Here is an 18,100-nt window from a genome sequence, read left to right as displayed (position 1 = left end):
TAGGACGTATAAATGAAAATCTATCTATCTTTTCCCTGAAAATCAACCATCCATCCTGGATATTCTTTCCCCAAAGCGCTTACCGCATCTATTTTTTGCAGGTCGTCTGCTGATAATGTTATTTCGGTTGATTTAATATTGTCATTTAACTGATCGATACGCTTAGCACCAATAATGGTGCTGGTTACGCCGGGTTGCTGGCGCACCCATGCCAGGGCTATCTGCGCAACCGAGGCGTTGTACGGCTTACCAATTTCTGCCAGCACATCTACAATATCATAAGCCTTTTCTTTATCAATCGGTGGAAAGTCAAATTCGTCCCGGCGCGAATCGCCTGCTTTTTCGTTTCCCCGCGTATATTTACCCGATAAAAAACCGCCGGCCAATGGGCTCCACGGCATAATAGCCAAATTCTGATCTGCTGCCAGTGGCACAATTTCCCGCTCAATGTCCCGGCCCGATAGGGAATAGAAGTATTGTAAGCCTACAAACTTGTTCCAGCCATGCTTTTCGGCAATGCCTAAGGCTTTCATTACCATCCAGGCCGGCCAGTTACATACGGCTACATAACGAACCTTGCCGGTTAGTACGATATCGTTCAGCGCCCGCATGGTTTCTTCAACCGGAGTACGCTTATCTACACCATGAACGTACAAAATATCGATATGATCGAGTTGTAGCCGTTGCAAGCTATCGTTAACGGACTGGAAAATATGATAGCGGGACAGGCCAACATTGTTAACCCCTTCACCCATTTTGCCACGTACTTTGGTGGCAATCACTAAGTCATCGCGGTTTAAACCCAGGTCAATGATGGATTGGCCCAGTAATTTTTCGGATTCCCCAAACGAGTACACATTGGCCGTGTCAATAAAATTGATGCCGGCATCTACTACAGCCGTCATCAATTCATTTACTTCTTGTTGCTGAATTTTACCTATTGATTCCCACATGCCTTTGCCGCCAAAAGTCATGGTGCCGAAACAGATCTCGGAGACCAGTAAACCTGTGTTGCCTAAAAAGTTGTATTTCATGTTGTGTGTTGGTTTAATAAAATCAACTTTGAGAGAATGATTTTGTTTAAGTGTAACAGTCAAGCAATAGTCAAACTTAAACCGCTTGTACATGTTTATACAATCATTATGAACCGCCTCCTTAAAAAACTCGAGAAAATTGGCCGCGATCCAAAAATTACTGCAAAAGCGGCCGGACTGCGTTATGTATCCGATACTTCGCCCGGTTACACACGTAAGCCATCGGGCAAGGGGTTTAGTTATTATGATTCACATGGTGAACTGATACGCGACAAAGAAATAATCCAGCGTTTTAATAAGATGGTCATTCCACCGGCGTATACCAATGTGTGGATATCGCCCTATGATAATAGCCATTTACAGTTTACCGGTGTGGATGTGGCCGGCCGTAAGCAGTACCGTTATCATGCCGACTGGAACAAACTGCGCAATCAATCGAAATACCACCGCCTACAGGCCTTTGCCGCACACTTACCCGGCATACGCGAGCAGGTAGATAAAGATTTGTTGCGAACCAAGCTGGATCATGATAAAGTGCTGGCGCTGGTAGTACGCTTGATGGAATTGACCAGTATTCGTATTGGTAATGAATCATACAAAAAATTATATGGCTCATACGGCTTAACCACTATGCAGGATAAGCACGTAAAAATAGAAGGGTCGAACATTAACTTTGAGTTTAAAGGCAAAAAAGGTGTCTATCATAAAATAGACCTCCAAAGCAAGAAACTGGCCCGATTAGTAAAGCAATGCCGCGATATTCCGGGCAAAGAGCTGTTTCAGTACTATGATGAAGAAGGCAAACGGTGCACCATTGACTCGGGCGACGTGAATGATTACTTAAAAAACATTACTGGTGAAGATTTTACGGCTAAAGATTTTCGTACCTGGGCAGGCAGCGTGAGTGCACTTTATGCCTTTAAGGAAGCTGGCGAGTTTGAAAATCAGACACAATGTAAAAAAAATATCATCAGTGTGCTGGATGAAGTGGCGTTGACGCTAGGAAACACCCGTACGGTCTGCAAAAAGTACTACGTGCATCCTACCGTAATTAAAAGCTACGAGGAGGGGACGTTGTTCAAATACATTCAGGAGTTAGATGAGGATAAGGATATTAGAGCCTCAGAATTAAACACAGCCGAGAAAGCCCTGCTGGAAATTTTGGAAAAAGAAAAGCTGGCCGAAGCCAGCTGATCCGAAAACTGTAATCAACTCAAAATTACTGTTTATCTTTTTTAACGGGCTTTTCTTGCTTTGTTGTAATCTTAATTATGCCGTTAATGGCTTTTGGACCGTATTTTTTTAAGAATTCGGTATTGGATGCGTCTTTGATGACTTCAATGTTCTCAATTGTGTTGGCATCTATACTGTTTAAGTCATAATCTTGGTAAACAACACCATCTAAAACTACCACCGGAGCAACTTTAGAGCGTTTGTCTGTTTGCCGTATGGTTATAGTATTTGTTGCTGAGTTAGCTGATTTTCCAGTAACGTTAAATTCTGCAAGCTTGCTGCTGTCTGTTGTGGCATTAGAGCTACCGTTTCTATTAATGGTAATTGATTTAATGTTGCCATTCAATCGGCTCAGCAAACTATCTGGCTTTCCAACAATAGAAATAGAATTCAGCGACCCGTCACGCGGTTCTACAGTGAGGGTGGCAATATGTCTACCATCTTCATTTCCTTTTATTTTGTCTATCCTAGTTAATAAGTCTAACACAGAACTGTTGTTGGCAGCATCTTTGGTGACAATTAAGACAGCGCCTTGACTGCCAGCGCCGCTAAATAATTTCGCTGCAGATGGTGCTTTAATTACTGTTAGTGATGCAATTGTATTAGGGTCAATTTTATCTAAATTCGCGGCAGCAATAGGGTTCCCATTCAAAAGGTAATATGTAGTATCCTTTCCGGTAACATTGATTTTTAAGGATTTGCTGCTTTGCGGCACCGTGTCTTTTTCAATGTGGTTTGTTTTCTCAATTAACAGTAGTGATTTTAAGCTGTTATCAGCATGTGAACTCGTTGAAGATTGATTGGCAGCCGATAGCTGGGTTGCATTTAAAACTTGTTGGGTGGTGCTTTTTACGGTAGCAATTCCTTCTTTAATAAGTGACGCTTTAGACGTGCTAAATGCCAGCAATAGAATGACTATTACGGGTATTATCATACCGTACCGTGTAAGGTTAAAAGGCGAAGATCTTTTTGCATTCATCATCATAATTCGTTTTTTAATGGTTGATATATTGAAGTGGTTTACAATGGCATTAGGAGAAGTGTTAAAGCTGGTATAAAGTAGGCTGTACTGATAGTTTTTGGCGTCGGCACCTTGGCGTAGTATCTGGCGGTCGGTTATGAACTCCAGATTTTCGCTTACGGCTTTTTTAATAAGCCACATACCTGGGTTAAACCAATAAAAAATCAGGGCTAGTTCGGCCAGCAAAATATCAAGCGTATGCCACTGCTTTACATGCACCTGTTCGTGCGCGATAATGGCAGGTAACTCTTTAACACTATGCTGACTAGGGTTGATATATATGCTTTGCCAAAAAGAAAATGGGTTGGTTGGTTCTGGAATGATACGTACCGGGTGGTGTAATAGAGAAGCTGGTATTGAACGAAGGTATAATTTATACAACGATGCCATCTGAACCAACAAACGCAAAATCATAACACCTACACCAAACCAAAATATACCCACTATCCATTGCCAGTAATTAGTCTGCGCAATAGGTTGTACAAGCTGGGTAGCTTTTGAATTAAAGTTAATAATAACTACCTGGAAGGGCTGAACGATGTGTTGGTGCTGTTCTACTACATTTGAGAGATTAATGGTTGGATATATAGCCGAAAATGCAATCGCTAAAATTAAGTATATACGGTTGATGGTGTAAAAGGTAAGCCGTCTTAACACCGTATAATATCCAAGGCAAAATAACAGCAGGGCTACGTTTACTTTAAATAAGTACAAAAGCAAGGCTGGCATGGTGCTTTATTTTTTAGGGTTTTCAATCAGGTTGATAATCTCTTTAAGCTCCTCGGCGCTAATTTTTTTATCTTGAGCAAAAAAGGTAACAAGTTCTTTATAAGAGTTTTTAAAATAGCTGCTTACCACACCGTTCATAAATCGTTTTTTGTAATCTTCTTGCTTAACAGCCGGCTTGTACTGGTAGGTATTGCCAACTTTTTGGGCCAAAAGGTAATTTTTGCGTTCCAGATTTTTTACGGTTGAGGCAAGAGTGGTATAAGGCGGTTTGGGTTCGGGCAGTAAATCCAAAAAGTCTTTAATAAAGCCGCCATTGCACTCCCATATGGCTTGCATAGCCTCTTCTTCTTGTATAGTCAACTTTTCCATATCTACGATGTTTTCGTAAATCTACGATAAATTCGTAATGGTGCAAATCTTTTTTAAATTTATTTGTGAGGTTTATGAGTAATTCTCAACGTACTCAATACATTAAGTAATTAATTTACCAGCATCGCTATATCTTAAAAAATAAGTAATCCCTTTTTGTACATCAATTAAACTTGAACGGATGATTCATAGTAATGTATAATTAAACAGCAGAGTCAAAACTTTTGAGGTAAAACAATATGTTTGCAGATACATTATACTCACAAATTAATATTCACCACTCTTAAATATGCCTTTCAGAACAACCGTAATTACAGGAGCTACATCGGGTATTGGTAAAGAAACAGCTTTAGCACTAGCAAAAAAAGATCATGCCTTGTACTTGTTAGTGCGTGACACGGCAAAAGGAGAGCAATTAAAAAAAGACCTTATACAACAAACCGGCAACCGCAGCATTTTTGTTGTATACTGCGATTTGGCAGATCTTCAAACGGTAAAAGAAGCCGCCGATCAGCTAAAAGGTAAGTTGTTTGCCATCAATACACTGATCAACAATGCAGGTGGTATTAATGCTCAGCGTCATGAAAGTAAAGACGGCGTCGAGCTTACCTTTGCCATGAACCACCTGGGGCATTTTTTGCTTACTTTAAGCCTGATGCCTCTGTTGGAAAAAGGACAAGCCCGCATCATCAACGTAAGTTCCGAAGCGCACAAGATGGGTAAGGTTTTAATGCTTAACGACGTGCAGTTTAAGGATTACTCATCTTTTGGTGCCTATGCCTTAGCCAAGCTAAGCAATATATGGTTTGCTAAAGCCTTGGCCGAGCGATACGGCAGTAGGGGTATAACTGCTTATGCACTGCATCCAGGTGTGGTCAAAACGAGTTTCGGCAGCGAGCTGGGAGGTTTTGGCAAAATACTGATGGTGTTGGCCAAGCCATTTATGATCACACCGCAGCAAGGTGCTCAAACGTCTATATATCTGGCATCCGAGGTGAAGCTTAGCCCGAAGCTAAGCGGACAGTACTTCAAAAAAAGAAAGGTTGCGAACACCAACTTAGCAGCGCAAAATGTATCGGCGCGTAATAAATTATGGCAAATTAGCGAGCAATTGATAGAGCCGTTTGTAGCATCCTAATGAAATTTTAATAAATATTCTCTGACATTTGGATGACATAAACCGAATGCTTATGTTTACGTGTTCAAACACACTAATTAGAATATGCTATTCGGTAAAAAAGCCCTTCTCACAAGCACCCTGTTAGGGGTAGTTATTTTCGTTTCAACCACTTCTATGCAGCAAACGCAGCAGGCCGAAGAACACAAGTTTAAAAATCTTAAAGTATTACCTAAAAACATTACCGAACATCAGTTACATGATGTGATGGAAGAATGGAATGCAGCTTTAGGTGTTCGTTGTAATTTTTGCCATGCCCGCAATGAGGAAACTAAAAAGATGGACTGGGCTTTAGATGTGAAACCGGAAAAAAACATGGCTCGTGAGATGTTCAAGATGACGGCCAACATCAACAAAAAATATTTTAAGGCTGATAAAGATTCAACAGGTATGGTGGCTTATACTGGTGTAAACTGTAATACCTGCCATAAAGGAAACGCTCATCCCGAAGTAAAAGCAGCTCATGTACCTCGTGCCGAAGGTATGCGGCCACAACCGCAGCAACAGCCAGCGCCAGCACCGGCTCAATAACATTAAAGTTCAGAATCAAGTAGTACGGGTTCGCAGTATTTCTTCCAATGCTTCAACCAGTGCTACCTGCGCTGATATGAGTTTGGTTTTGGCCGTTTCTAAATCAAACCATGCTGCCTGATCTATCTCCGGTACGCTTATCCATTTCCCCGATTTGTACGGATACTCCATTTTAAAGGTGTTGCTCGCTACAGCTTCGTGATCGATATCACCTTCAACAGCCCATGCCTGCACAACTTTGCCACCCTTTTGCTTAATGGTTGGTAAAGGCAAAAATTCACCGGTTACCACTTGCCCGGTTTCTTCAGCAAACTCCCGCTTAGCAGCAAGCAATGGTTCTTCCTCCGATGTATACTCACCTTTCGGTATGCTCCAAACGCCCAAATCTTTATTTATAAAATACGGGCCTCCGGGATGAACCAAAAATACTTCAGGTTGATGGGTACTTAAACGATATAAAAGTATTCCGGCGCTTTGTCTGGGCATGGTTGTGGTGCATTTAGCTGTCGCTTATAAACCTGAATCGGTATCTAAAGGTTTTACTCTGTAGCAACGGGGTAGGTAGGGTCTTCAATCACATTTACTTCAATTACCGCATCTGCATTTTTGAGTAGTAATCGGCAATCATTGCTCAAATGTTTTAAATGAAGTTTTTTGCCCGCTTTATGGTAACGTTCGGTTAGCTTGTTCAACGCTTCAATGGCCGACATATCCGCTATGCGGCTATCCTTGAAATCGACAATCACTTCCTTAGGATCATCTGCGATCTCAAATTTTTCGTTAAAAGCGGTTACCGAACCGAAGAAAAGCGGGCCGTAAATTTCATAGTGCTTAATGCCGTTACTGTCTATGTACTTGCGTGCGCGAATTCTCTTGGCACTTTCCCAGGCAAATACCAAGGCCGATATAATTACGCCAATCAACACTGCTAGCGCCAAGTTATGTAACCACACGGTTATCACGGCTACCAGTATACCCACAAACACATCGTGCCGGGGCATTTTGTTGATTATTTTAAAACTTACCCACTCAAACGTGCCTACAGCTACCATAATCATCACACCGGTTAACGCTGCCAGGGGCACGCGTTCTATAACCGGCGCACCGAATAAGATGATAAGCAAAATAGTAAGTGCTGCTATAATGCCCGATAAACGTGCCCTGGCACCGGCAGAAAGGTTCACTAAAGTTTGTGCAATCATGGGGCAACCGCCCATGCCGTAAAAAAAGCCGTTCAGAATGTTGGCTGTACCTTGTGCAACACATTCGCGGTTGCTGTTGCCTCGGGTAGCGGTCATCTCGTCAACTAAGTTCAGGGTAAGTAATCCTTCGGTTAAACCTACGCCAGCCATAATTAAAGCGTAAGGAAATACTATTTGCAGTGTTGCCCATGTAAACGGAATTTTTGGGATATGGAAAGGAGGGAATCCGCCACTTACAACAGCAATATCTCTTACCGTTTTGGTGTGTATGCCAAAGCCTAAAACAACTAAAAACACCACAATAATAGCTACTAAAGATGGCGGTACGGCTTTGGTGAATCGTGGTAACAATACTACAATGGCTATAGTTAAGGCTACTAAGCCTGCCATAATAAGCAATGGCTGACCGGTAAGCCAAGCTGTTTGGCCGTTTACTATCATCTTAAACTGCTCCAGCTGTGCCATAAAAATGATAACAGCTAATCCGTTAACAAAGCCGTACATCACTGGTTGGGGTACCAGCCTGATGAATTTGCCCAATTTAAATAAGCCAACCAGTATTTGAATTATGCCAGCCAGTACCACGGCTGCAAAAACATACTCAATGCCATTAGTTTTCATCAGGGCAATTAAAACAACCACAGTAGCACCTGCACCGCCGGATACTAATCCCGGCCGGCCACCAAAAACAGACGTAACCAAGCCCATGATGAATGCCGCATACAAGCCCACCAGGGGCGGCAAACCGGCCAGTATTGCAAAGGACAATGACTCGGGCATCATCGTCATGGCTACTGTTAGGCCGGCAAGAATTTCATTTTTGTAATTTATTTTCTGAGAAAAGTCGAATAAACGTAAAGCGTTAGGCATACAAATAAAGTATATCAGCACAGGCTGACGAATCGTATAATCACAAACAAATAATGTTTGCAGGTTAATAAAGCAAAAAGTATGGAATCAGTAAATACGCAAATTGCAAAAGGCCACTAAATATAGCGACCGGCATTCGCATGAAAAGCTGTTACTCAAGGTGGTGTAACCGGACTATTGTAGATTGAGTTGTGCATATCTCAGGGGCAAAGATAACAAATTATCTAATTGAGATGAGTATATAGTTATATCTAACGCTTTGTGAGAAAGCATGTGCATTGCATTATTTAAATGCAATATCTATAATTGCACGGCATAGATGACGTTTATAATCTATCATGCAACTCATCAAAATTTAAAATCTGTCCGTTATGAACATATTTCGTACACTTATTATTGCCATACAATTGGTACCGTTAACGCTTTGTGCACAAGTTGTGCGTGTAAAGGTGGCCAATGGTATGTTAGAAGGCACTACCGAGAATTCGGGTATTAAAAGCTTTAAAGGTATACCTTTTGCCAAACCGCCTGTTGGCGATTTGCGCTGGAAAGAGCCGCAACCTGCTGATAATTGGGAGGGCGTGCGTAAAGCAGACCATTTTGGCAACAATGCTATGCAAAAGAAAGTATTTGGCGATATGCAGTTTCGCTCGTCGGGTATGAGCGAAGATTGCCTTTACCTGAATGTATGGACGCCTGCTAAAACGCTCAGAGAGAAATTGCCCGTACTGGTTTACTTTTATGGTGGTGGTTATGTAGCCGGTGATGGATCAGAACCTCGTTATGATGGCGAGAATATGGCCAAGCAAGGTATAGTTACATTAACCATTAACTACCGCCTGGGTGTATTTGGCTTTTTAGCTCATCCTGAGTTAACGCAAGAATCGCCGCATCATGCCTCAGGCAATTATGGTTTGCTTGATCAGAATGCCGCCTTACGTTGGGTACAGCAAAATATCGCGGCTTTCGGTGGCGACCCAAAACGCGTTACCATTGCAGGTGAATCGGCCGGATCTATTTCCGTTGCGGCACAGATGGCGTCGCCGTTATCTAAAAACTTGATAGCCGGTGCCATTGGCGAAAGCGGTGCGATGATTAAACCTACGCTGGCAGCCGTACCTTTAGCGCAAGGTGAAAAAAATGGACAAGCTTTTGCACAAAAGGCAAATGCTAATTCGTTAGCTGCATTAAGAGCCATGCCTGCCGAGCAGGTATTGGATATTGCGGCTCAGCCTGGCGCGTTCAGTACTGCAGCAACTGTTGATGGATACTTTTTGCCGAAGCAAGTGACAGATGTTTTTGCCGCTGGCGAACAGGCTCGCGTGTCTTTACTGGCAGGATGGAACTCTGCAGAAGTTCCTTTTCAGGCTCTTTTAGGTGGCGATGCGCCGACCCCAGAAAATTATGCAAATAAAGTGAAACAGCTTTATGCAGATCAAGCTGCCGATGTGCTTAAACTTTATCCGGGCAAAACACAGGAGGAAGTGATACAATCGGCTACGGCATTAGCCAGCGACCGTTTCATTGCATACAGTACTTGGAAGTGGCTAGATCTGCATAGCAAAACCAGCGGTCGTCCGGTTTATCGTTACTTGTTTTCAAAAATAAAACCGCCTATGACGGCACAATTTGCCGGAGCAACTACCGGTTTGGCCGGAGGCATCAACAAAAACGGTAGTAATGATGCCATCAAACAACCTGCCCAGGTAGGTGCGCCACATGCTTTTGAAATTGAATATGCCATGGGTAATTTGGCAACCAATCCGGTTTATGCCTGGACGGATGAAGATTATAAAACATCAGACGTTATGCTACGCTATTTTGCCAACTTCATCAAAACCGGCGATCCAAACAAGGCCGGTTTGCCTAAGTGGGTTCCGGTAGGTAGCTCAAGCGATGTACCTTATATGAATATCGGTGTTGACACCAAACCGGAACTGGCTTTTCATGACAACCGTTATCTGTTTTTAGATAAAGTGTACGCCAAATAGCGACAACCTAATGATGTATATCAAAACGGCCCTTGATGACTTACGAAAAGTTCATCAGGGGCCGTTTCGGTTTTAAGACTTGGTTATGATATTACACTGATAAAATCACCCGCAATTATAATTAGTTTTGGCGTTATAACAACAAAACCCCTTTACGGGTATAAGTATATGTTTACCGGAATAATTGAAACTTTAGGTACTGTAACCGAACTTAAACAGGAGCAAAGCAATTTGCATATTACTGTACAATCGGATATTTCGTCCGAATTGAAAATTGATCAATCTGTGGCGCATAATGGCGTCTGTTTAACAGTGGTTGCTGTTAATGGCAATACGCATACAGTTACTGCTATTGAAGAAACGCTTAATAAATCAAATATCGGCCACTTAAAAACAGGCGACTTGGTTAACCTGGAGCGCTGCATGCAAATGAATGCCCGTTTAGATGGACACATTGTGCAGGGCCACGTTGACCAAACCGCAGTTTGTGTAGCCTACAAAGAATTGAATGGTAGCTGGGAATACACTTTTGAATATGATGCCGACAGGGGTAATGTCACGGTAGAAAAAGGGTCTATCTGTATCAACGGTATCAGCTTAACAGTAGTAAATTCGCAAAGCAATCGTTTCTCTGTCGCTATTATTCCATACACTTACGAGCATACTAATTTGCAGAACGTTCGCGAAGGCTCAGTAGTCAATCTAGAGTTTGACATCATCGGCAAATACGTAGCCCGGTTGATGCAGCGCTAACGTCCTTTCAATGCGGTTAAGCGGCCTTTGCTGTATTCCATCAATGATTGCTGGGTAACTGGTGGCTTAGTAGCCAGATACTTTTTATAGTACTTAATGGCGTTGGCTTTATTCGGCACATCGCTATCATACATTAGGGCCATCGAATAATATATTAAAGGGCTTTCACCAAAGTGGAGGCCCTTTTGATAGGCCCATATGGCCTTATTATATTGTCTAACCTTTTGATAGCTGCCTGCCATTTCGCCGTAATAACTATCAATAGCCGATGAAATGCCGTCTTTTATTGCCCTTTCCATATACTCGATGGCACTTTTATCGTTTTTAAGCCCTTTGTAAGCCATACCCATAAAATAATAGGAGGTTTCATTGTGCTGATTAGCTTGCAGATTATAGTAGCTTTCAAGCGTGCACTCATAATTTTTTAAGTGATAATATGCCTGTCCCAATTTATTAATGGTGGGGAAGGAGTTATCGCCCATGGCTAGCAATTTTGTTCCGGCGCTTACGGTTTCCGGCCACTTTTTTTGTGCATGAGTTAGCTTAATTAGGCTTTGCAGCAGTGTAATGTTTTCAGGATCATATACTAAAGCACTATCCAATACCATTTTTGCCAGCGGGATCTGCTTTAACTCCACGTACTGATCACTCAAATCTGATGCTACGTCCGGATCACGTGGATTCAGTCTATTGGCCTTAACCAGATAGTTTACATATCCCATGATATCATACTTCTGATGCCGGATACTGGCTAATGATTTATAGATAACAAAGTTAGTGCTGTCGGATGCAATGAAGCGTCGGTAATAAGTTTCTGCTTTAGTAATGTTGCCCCTGCGCATATTTATGCCAGCCATATTAATCAAAGCCGACTGGTTAGTGGTATCTAAATTATACATGCGCTGATAATAGTTTTCGGCGTCAGCAAGTTGCCCTGCCATTTGGGAGGTATAAGCCAGTTGCGATAACGCTTTGGCGTCAGTTACAGGCTCTGCATAGGCTTTCTTTAAATAGTCGGCAGCTTCCGTAAAGCGCTGGTTCTGGTAATAGTCCAGCAGTAAGGCATTATCAATCTTAGAGGATTGTGAAAAACACCGAGTAAAGCATAAGAGCATGATTGTAACTAACCCCAACGTTTTCATAAGAATGATTTTAAACTAAGTTATTAGTTATATTTCAAATACCAAACATTTAACGAAAAATTTAGTTATATAATCTTACTAATTCAAATCAATATGGATAAGATCAGGAAGTTTGAGCTAATGGAAAAAATTGTCCATGAGTTGGAAGATTTAAAGAACAGTCAGCAAGCTATTGTACAAAAAATTGGAAAAATTGAGGTTGATAATATTGACTTAGGAGATAAGCGCCTAGAGAAAGACCTGCCCGATATGCACCAGCGTATCGCTGATAATTTAGACAACATTGCGTCTATACTAGAAGATTTTGCGGGTCAAACAAGTGCCTACAGCAACCAGAACCATATACAGGAACTGAAAGAGCAAGAAGCAATAGATAAACTATCTTAATAGAAAAAGGCCCTACACTAGTTAGGGCCTTTTTCTATTCTATGCTTTTGCCTTTCATGGCTTTGCTTATAGCCATATCCATTACTCGTTCGGCAAAAGGGCGGGTGTAGTTGTTCAGTTCGTTAACTTTTTTCAGGATAAGATCTTTATCGCCGCTGGTCAGCACATCTTTTAGTGCCTGAATGAATTTTTGCGTTTCTGCAATTTCGGCGATGCTCAGATATTCTTTGTGTTTATCCAAAAAGCGTTCGGCCGTATATACCATTTGTTCGCCTTCAGTACGGGCCTCAATCAGCATGCGCTGGTTTACATCGTCTTTGGCATGGGTAATACTGTCCATCAGCATTTGTTCAACCTGTTCGTCGGTAATGCCGTAAGCCGGTTTTACTTCCACTTCTTGTTTAGTGTTGGAACGCAGTTCGATGGCTTGAACTTTTAAAATACCATCAGCGTTCAGCAAAAAGTTGATATCTACTTTAGGTAATCCTGCAGGCATCGCTGGAATGCCTTTCAAATCAAACTCCGCCAATTTCCGGTTTTCTTTCACCAAATCGCGCTCGCCCTGGTAAACCGATATTTTCATATTTACTTGGCCATCTACTGAGGTAGTATACTGGCGCCCTGCCTTGGTAGGCACTTTTGAATTACGCGGAATAATCACATCCATTAAACCTCCCATAGTTTCGATGCCTAATGATAGGGGTGTAACATCCAGCAGTAAAATGTCTTTACGATTACCGGCTAAAATATCAGCCTGTATAGCGGCACCCAATGCCACAACCTCATCAGGATTAATGTCATCATGCACCGGGCGTTTGAAGAACTCGGCCACTCTTTGTTTTACCAGTGCTGTACGGGTTGAACCACCCACCATCACTACTTCGTTGATATCAGCAACGGTTAGGCCGGCATCTTTTAGAGCGTTGGTACAAGCAGTTATAGTTTGTTCCACTTTTGGCGATATCAACTGCTCAAAAGTGTTGCGGTCTATTGTACACCAAATGTCGCCTACCTTTTCATTGAATATGCTTTGATGGGTGAATGATTTTTTGGCTTCTTCAGCTTTTAAACGTAGCTCTTGCGTTAATTCGCGGTTTTCAGCCAGTTCGGCAGCATTTAAGTTGTTTTGTTTAATCCAGTATTCAAAAATAGCGCGGTCAAAATCATCGCCACCTAAAAACGTATCGCCATTGGTTGACAGTACTTCAAATATACCGTTCTGTATTTGCAGGATCGAAACGTCGAACGTGCCGCCACCTAAATCGTACACGGCAATAGTTTTAGTTTCTTCTGGATTCAAGCCAATACCGTAAGCCAAGCTTGCGGCGGTAGGCTCGTTCACAATGCGCAGCACATCCAGTCCGGCTAATTTACCGGCATCGCGTGTGGCCTGGCGTTGTGAGTCGTTAAAGTAGGCAGGTACAGTAATCACTGCACGGGTTACCGGCGTTTTTAAAGCATGCTCTGCACGGTCTTTCAGCTCTTTTAATATCAGGCCCGATAACTCAATTGGCGTATAAAAGCGGTCGCCTACTTTTACCTTGACTAAGCTTTCGGTATTATCATCAATTACTTTATACGAGAAAAGATCTTTGTAATTTTCAATGTCCGCATACGAGCGGCCCAACAGGCGCTTTACGGAAAATATGGTATTCTGCGGATCGGTGATCAGATAGTTTTTAGCCTCGTTACCTACAGTAATGCCACCGGTTTGATCAAAGTGAACCACCGACGGTACCAACACGCCTTTACCGGCATCATTAATAACCTGCGGATTTTTATCCGGATTGATGAACGCCACCAGTGAGTTGGTGGTGCCTAAATCAATACCTACAATAATTTCTTCCTTTTGCAGGGAACCGGTAGCCAGATTGATGGAAACTTTAGCCATAATATCAAATTAACAAGCGGCAAATGTAACAGGTTTTAACATATACAGTGTCATGCTTTTGTGAATTGACCCGTAGATTGCTTTAATGCTTATTTCTGCATATTTTCACAGCAATGTTTAGAAGGCCGGCGTTATATATATCAGTTGCGTTATTGTTTGCAGCTACTGTTGGTAAGGCACAAGAATTTGGTGGCAACCCGCCATCAGTTAAATGGAATCAGATTACCCTGCCCCAAGCACGAATCATTTTCCCAGCCGGACTGGATTCAACCGGGCGCAAGGTGACATCCATTATCCAGCAAATGAACAAAGCTGTGTTGCCTACCATCGGCAAAAGGCAAAAGCAGGTAAACATAGTGCTGCAAAATCAAACATTAACCACTAACGGTTATGTGGGTTTGGCACCATTCAGAAGTGAGTTTTATGTTATACCAACGCAAAATAGCTTTGCTTTGGGCAGCTTACCGCAGGCCGACCAATTGGCCACGCACGAGTTTAGGCACGTGCAGCAAATCAATAATTTTGATGTTGGCTTAACCCGCGTTTTGCACGTTGTATTTGGCGAAGGCGGGCAGGCGCTTGGCTACAGCCTGGCTATACCCAACTGGTTTACTGAGGGTGATGCCGTTTTCAACGAAACCTATACCTCCAGCCAGGGTAGGGGAAGATTGCCTTGGTTTTACAACGGCTTCCGCTCATTGTGGGCAGCCGGAAAAGATTATAGCTGGATGAAGCTGAGAAATGGTTCTTATAAAGATTATGTGCCTGATTGGTATCCAATGGGATATATGCTGATTGGTTACGGTCGGGATAAGTTCAGTCCGAACGTTTGGCGCAATGTGGCCCATGATGCCGCAGCTTATAAATCGCTTTTCTATCCTTTTCAACAATCGTTCAGGCAGCACACCGGTCAACGGTTCTCTGCTTTCCGTACAGAAGCGTTTAATCATTTCAAAAAACAATTGGTTACGCCCGAGCAACAAAACGCGATTAAGCAGTATTCCAAAAATCAGCATTATATAGCCAGCAACGAATTTCCGGCTTATGTTGACGATAGTACGCTCATCTACCGTAAATCTACTTACCAGCATCGGCCGGTATTTGTTATCCGTAAAAACGGTGTCGAGCAAAGTATTCGCTTAAGCGACCTGGTTAACGATTCTTATTTCGCCTACAGAGATGGTAAGATCGTTTATGCCGCCCGTCGCCCGGATATCCGATGGGGTTATAGAGATTACACAGAACTAAAAGTATTGGATGTTAAAACCGGACAGCAGCATAAAATAACATCGCGAACTAAATATGCTGCTCCTGCTTTTAACGCCGATGGCACCAAACTGGTTGTAGTGAATACGCCACCTTCGGGTAAGTATGCGTTGCATATATTGGATGCCAGCACAGGTAAGTTGATTGATACAGTGGCCAACCCAAACCAGGTATTTTATACTTATCCCAAATTCTACAATGATAATCAGCTAATTTCGGCGGTTAGGTTACCGTCCGGAAAAATGACTATTGCGCTGATTGATCTTAAAACAGGCAAAAATGAGTATTTAATACCGCCGGATATAGCGCCCATGGCTTTTCCTGCTATTCACCGCGATACCGTTTACTTTGCCGCAACTAGTGGTGTAAACGATCAGTTATATGCATTGGATATGAAAAGCCGAAAGTTGTTCGAATTGCAAAGTGATTCTTTGCAAAGCAGCATCGGTAACTATCAGCCTGCTATAACAGACAATAAGCTGGCTTGGATGAGTTTTACGGCGTTTGGCTATCAGTTGCATGATGTAAATAAGTCAACCGTTCAATACAAGCCGGTTGCAGCAATGGCGGCTTTGTCAGATTTCGAATTGAGCTCATTAAAACGAGATACCGGCGCAAATTTGCTGGCAGGCGTTACAACACAACCGCTAGCTGTAAAAAAATATCCGAAGTTTACGCATCCTTTCAATTTCCATAGTTTAATTCCATATTTTAATGACCCGGATTACACCTTTTCATTAACCGGAGAAAATATCCTCAATACGCTTCAAAGCGAATTATCATTTAATTATAATCGTAATGAAGGGTATAAGCAGTTTAGCTTCACCAGTATCTACGGTGCAGCTTTTCCGTACTTGTTTGGCGGTGTAAGTTATACCACTGACCGGCGCGATTACTTTTTGGATCAAAACCGGAATGTTTTGGAAGCCAACTGGAACGAAACTAATTTGCAGGCGGGTTTACAATTGCCGCTTAATTTAAGCACCGGACGTAATTACACAAGCTTGAATTTACGCAGTAGCGTATCTTACACAGTTACCAACGTAGCACCAATTTTTAGTAAGGCTATACCAGATAATACTTACCTTACCAACTCCATTACTTTCAGAAATCAGGTAGCGCAGCCTGTTCAAAATATCTACCCGCATTTAGCCCAGGTAATTACTTTCAACTATCGCAATACTATAAATAGCCTTCAGGCACACCAATTTTTAGCGTCTGGTAGTTTTTATTTTCCGGGTATTTTACCTAATCATAGTTTAGTCATTAACGGTGCTTATCAGCAGCGTGACCGGCAGTATAGCTTTTTCTCCAACCAGTTCTCTTTTTCGAGAGGGTACACGGCCGATAATTTGTACCGTTTAACGAAGATTGGAGCCAGCTATCATTTTCCAATCGCTTACCCTGATGCTGGATTTGGCGATTTGGTATACCTGTTAAGATTAAGAGGCAGTGTATTCTACGACTATACACACGGAAAAGATTTTTACAGCAATGGTGCTACATTCAAAGCCGATTTCAGATCGGTAGGGGCAGAGCTTTATTTTGATACCCAATGGTTCAATGAAAGTGCAATTACCTTTGGCTTGCGCTACACCCATTTACTAAACAATGATATTTTTGGCGGCAACGGTCAGAACCGCATAACGCTGATTTTGCCACTAAGTATTTTGTAAAAATTAATGATGTTGGTTACCGTTGGCTAGTGAAATGATGGCTTTTACACGTTCGACATCTGTAGTAAGAATGTCGTATTCGTCAACATTAGCACCACTCATCATAATATTTTCCTTTTTATAGGTCATGGCGGTTTTATGGCGTGCTTTAGCTGATGAGTGGATGAAGGTAGACCCCGTAAAGTGTACCAAGTCGGCTACGTTGTACTCGCTTAAGCCACCACCCGGCATTATGTCGATACGGCCCTTAGCTTGTAAAAACAGCTGAGCAATAGTCCCGGCACCTTCTATCGCAGTGGGTTTTCCACCCGATGTTAAGATGGTGTCGCAGCCCAGAGCAATAATTTGCTCCAAGGCCTGAAACATATCCGTGCAAAAATCAAAGGCGCGATGAAAGGTAACGTGCAAATTGTGCTGTTTGGCGAGGTCAATTAACTGCTTGCATCGGCCAATGTCTATAGTGCCATCAGCATTTAGTATGCCTAATACTACACCATTACAGCCTAAATCGATAGCGCATTGCAAATCAGCTTTGATGATTTCGAACTCTAAATCATTGTACAAAAAATCGCCGGTTCGCGGGCGTAGTAAAACATGTACAGGGATATTCAGCAGTTGGCGGGTAAGCTTCATTTGGCCATAAGAAGGCGTAGTGCCACCTTCGGTAAGGTTTTCACAAAGCTCTACGCGAGAGGCGCCGCCTTGTTGTGCCGCCAGGGCCGATGTAATGGAATTAGCACAAACTTCTAAAAATACCATAAGTTGAAAGTTTTGAAAAAGTAACCTAATCAAACTCTTCAAATGGCTTTAGTGCGGCTACGTTGCAAA

The 18,100-nt window shown here is 42.4% G+C and carries 15 protein-coding genes; 7 read left to right on the top strand and 8 right to left on the bottom strand.

The genetic code is table 11. From position 1 onward, the window contains the following. Nucleotides 1-20: 20 nt before the first annotated feature. Nucleotides 21-1,034: an aldo/keto reductase gene (locus GPM24_RS08240; protein ID WP_158826289.1), complete on the bottom strand. Its 1,014-nt coding sequence runs from the start codon at nucleotides 1,032-1,034 to the stop codon at nucleotides 21-23. A 108-nt stretch (nucleotides 1,035-1,142) separates the two neighbouring features. Between GPM24_RS08240 and GPM24_RS08235 the strand changes: the two genes are divergently transcribed. Then, a complete protein-coding gene (locus GPM24_RS08235) occupies nucleotides 1,143-2,228 on the top strand; it encodes a DNA topoisomerase IB (protein ID WP_158826288.1) in 1,086 nt (361 codons plus the stop codon). A gap of 25 nt (nucleotides 2,229-2,253) precedes the next feature. Here the strand turns inward: GPM24_RS08235 and GPM24_RS08230 are convergent, their stop codons facing one another. After that, nucleotides 2,254-4,017: a M56 family metallopeptidase gene (locus GPM24_RS08230; RefSeq protein WP_158826287.1), complete on the bottom strand. Its 1,764-nt coding sequence runs from the start codon at nucleotides 4,015-4,017 to the stop codon at nucleotides 2,254-2,256. Nucleotides 4,018-4,023: 6 nt separating this feature from the next. Then, on the bottom strand, nucleotides 4,024-4,386 hold the full coding sequence (locus tag GPM24_RS08225) for a BlaI/MecI/CopY family transcriptional regulator (protein WP_158826286.1): 363 nt from the start codon (nucleotides 4,384-4,386) through the stop codon (nucleotides 4,024-4,026). Nucleotides 4,387-4,675: 289 nt separating this feature from the next. Between GPM24_RS08225 and GPM24_RS08220 the strand changes: the two genes are divergently transcribed. Beyond that, nucleotides 4,676-5,524: an SDR family NAD(P)-dependent oxidoreductase gene (locus tag GPM24_RS08220; protein WP_158826285.1), complete on the top strand. Its 849-nt coding sequence runs from the start codon at nucleotides 4,676-4,678 to the stop codon at nucleotides 5,522-5,524. Nucleotides 5,525-5,608: 84 nt separating this feature from the next. Then, on the top strand, nucleotides 5,609-6,094 hold the full coding sequence (locus tag GPM24_RS08215) for a c-type cytochrome (RefSeq protein WP_158826284.1): 486 nt from the start codon (nucleotides 5,609-5,611) through the stop codon (nucleotides 6,092-6,094). 15 nt (nucleotides 6,095-6,109) lie between these two features. On the opposite strand, the gene GPM24_RS08210 is transcribed toward GPM24_RS08215, so the two are convergent. Together GPM24_RS08210 and GPM24_RS08205 are read right to left on the bottom strand one after the other, a co-directional pair. Then, nucleotides 6,110-6,580, bottom strand: coding sequence for an NUDIX hydrolase (locus GPM24_RS08210; RefSeq protein ID WP_158826283.1), 471 nt, complete (start codon nucleotides 6,578-6,580; stop codon nucleotides 6,110-6,112). Nucleotides 6,581-6,633: 53 nt separating this feature from the next. Then, on the bottom strand, nucleotides 6,634-8,166 hold the full coding sequence (locus GPM24_RS08205) for a SulP family inorganic anion transporter (RefSeq protein WP_158826282.1): 1,533 nt from the start codon (nucleotides 8,164-8,166) through the stop codon (nucleotides 6,634-6,636). A 371-nt stretch (nucleotides 8,167-8,537) separates the two neighbouring features. Between GPM24_RS08205 and GPM24_RS08200 the strand changes: the two genes are divergently transcribed. Both GPM24_RS08200 and GPM24_RS08195 read left to right on the top strand, forming a co-directional pair. After that, entirely contained in the window at nucleotides 8,538-10,157 is a 1,620-nt protein-coding gene (locus tag GPM24_RS08200; protein ID WP_158826281.1) for a carboxylesterase/lipase family protein, read from the top strand. Between the two features lie 168 nt (nucleotides 10,158-10,325). Next, complete coding sequence (locus GPM24_RS08195) at nucleotides 10,326-10,910, top strand: riboflavin synthase (RefSeq protein WP_158826280.1); 585 nt, start codon at nucleotides 10,326-10,328, stop codon at nucleotides 10,908-10,910. Here GPM24_RS08195 and GPM24_RS08190 read toward each other — a convergent pair. Beyond that, complete coding sequence (locus GPM24_RS08190) at nucleotides 10,907-12,025, bottom strand: tetratricopeptide repeat protein (protein WP_158826279.1); 1,119 nt, start codon at nucleotides 12,023-12,025, stop codon at nucleotides 10,907-10,909. The genes GPM24_RS08195 and GPM24_RS08190 overlap by 4 nt on opposite strands. Before the next feature lie 120 nt (nucleotides 12,026-12,145). On the opposite strand from GPM24_RS08190, the gene GPM24_RS08185 reads away from it, so the two are divergent. After that, nucleotides 12,146-12,439, top strand: a complete 294-nt coding sequence (locus GPM24_RS08185; protein ID WP_158826278.1) for a hypothetical protein — start codon at nucleotides 12,146-12,148, stop codon at nucleotides 12,437-12,439. A 34-nt stretch (nucleotides 12,440-12,473) separates the two neighbouring features. Here GPM24_RS08185 and hscA read toward each other — a convergent pair whose 3' ends face one another. Beyond that, nucleotides 12,474-14,330 (bottom strand): Fe-S protein assembly chaperone HscA, encoded by a 1,857-nt coding sequence (gene hscA / locus GPM24_RS08180; RefSeq protein ID WP_158826277.1) that lies wholly within the window; start codon nucleotides 14,328-14,330, stop codon nucleotides 12,474-12,476. 113 nt (nucleotides 14,331-14,443) lie between these two features. On the opposite strand from hscA, the gene GPM24_RS08175 reads away from it, so the two are divergent. Beyond that, nucleotides 14,444-17,272, top strand: a complete 2,829-nt coding sequence (locus tag GPM24_RS08175) for a TolB family protein (RefSeq protein WP_158826276.1) — start codon at nucleotides 14,444-14,446, stop codon at nucleotides 17,270-17,272. A 3-nt stretch (nucleotides 17,273-17,275) separates the two neighbouring features. Here GPM24_RS08175 and GPM24_RS08170 read toward each other — a convergent pair whose 3' ends face one another. Beyond that, entirely contained in the window at nucleotides 17,276-18,031 is a 756-nt protein-coding gene (locus GPM24_RS08170; protein ID WP_158826275.1) for a copper homeostasis protein CutC, read from the bottom strand. Between the last annotated feature and the right edge of the window lie 69 nt (nucleotides 18,032-18,100).

Origin of the sequence: Mucilaginibacter lacusdianchii (assembly GCF_009770985.1) — a bacterium.
Lineage (GTDB): Bacteria > Bacteroidota > Bacteroidia > Sphingobacteriales > Sphingobacteriaceae > Mucilaginibacter > Mucilaginibacter lacusdianchii.
Note: the sequence above shows the minus strand (reverse complement) of the source record. Positions and strands in the feature narration are given on the sequence as shown.

Excerpts from the sequence above, each read along its gene's own strand:
- GPM24_RS08240 (WP_158826289.1), bottom strand. The coding sequence starts at position 1,034 with ATGAAATACAACTTTTTAGGCAACACAGGTTTACTGGTCTCCGAGATC.
- GPM24_RS08235 (WP_158826288.1), top strand. The coding sequence starts at position 1,143 with ATGAACCGCCTCCTTAAAAAACTCGAGAAAATTGGCCGCGATCCAAAA.
- GPM24_RS08230 (WP_158826287.1), bottom strand. The coding sequence starts at position 4,017 with ATGCCAGCCTTGCTTTTGTACTTATTTAAAGTAAACGTAGCCCTGCTG.
- GPM24_RS08225 (WP_158826286.1), bottom strand. The coding sequence starts at position 4,386 with ATGGAAAAGTTGACTATACAAGAAGAAGAGGCTATGCAAGCCATATGG.
- GPM24_RS08220 (WP_158826285.1), top strand. The coding sequence starts at position 4,676 with ATGCCTTTCAGAACAACCGTAATTACAGGAGCTACATCGGGTATTGGT.
- GPM24_RS08215 (WP_158826284.1), top strand. The coding sequence starts at position 5,609 with ATGCTATTCGGTAAAAAAGCCCTTCTCACAAGCACCCTGTTAGGGGTA.
- GPM24_RS08210 (WP_158826283.1), bottom strand. The coding sequence starts at position 6,580 with ATGCCCAGACAAAGCGCCGGAATACTTTTATATCGTTTAAGTACCCAT.
- GPM24_RS08205 (WP_158826282.1), bottom strand. The coding sequence starts at position 8,166 with ATGCCTAACGCTTTACGTTTATTCGACTTTTCTCAGAAAATAAATTAC.
- GPM24_RS08200 (WP_158826281.1), top strand. The coding sequence starts at position 8,538 with ATGAACATATTTCGTACACTTATTATTGCCATACAATTGGTACCGTTA.
- GPM24_RS08195 (WP_158826280.1), top strand. The coding sequence starts at position 10,326 with ATGTTTACCGGAATAATTGAAACTTTAGGTACTGTAACCGAACTTAAA.
- GPM24_RS08190 (WP_158826279.1), bottom strand. The coding sequence starts at position 12,025 with ATGCTCTTATGCTTTACTCGGTGTTTTTCACAATCCTCTAAGATTGAT.
- GPM24_RS08185 (WP_158826278.1), top strand. The coding sequence starts at position 12,146 with ATGGATAAGATCAGGAAGTTTGAGCTAATGGAAAAAATTGTCCATGAG.
- hscA (WP_158826277.1), bottom strand. The coding sequence starts at position 14,330 with ATGGCTAAAGTTTCCATCAATCTGGCTACCGGTTCCCTGCAAAAGGAA.
- GPM24_RS08175 (WP_158826276.1), top strand. The coding sequence starts at position 14,444 with ATGTTTAGAAGGCCGGCGTTATATATATCAGTTGCGTTATTGTTTGCA.
- GPM24_RS08170 (WP_158826275.1), bottom strand. The coding sequence starts at position 18,031 with ATGGTATTTTTAGAAGTTTGTGCTAATTCCATTACATCGGCCCTGGCG.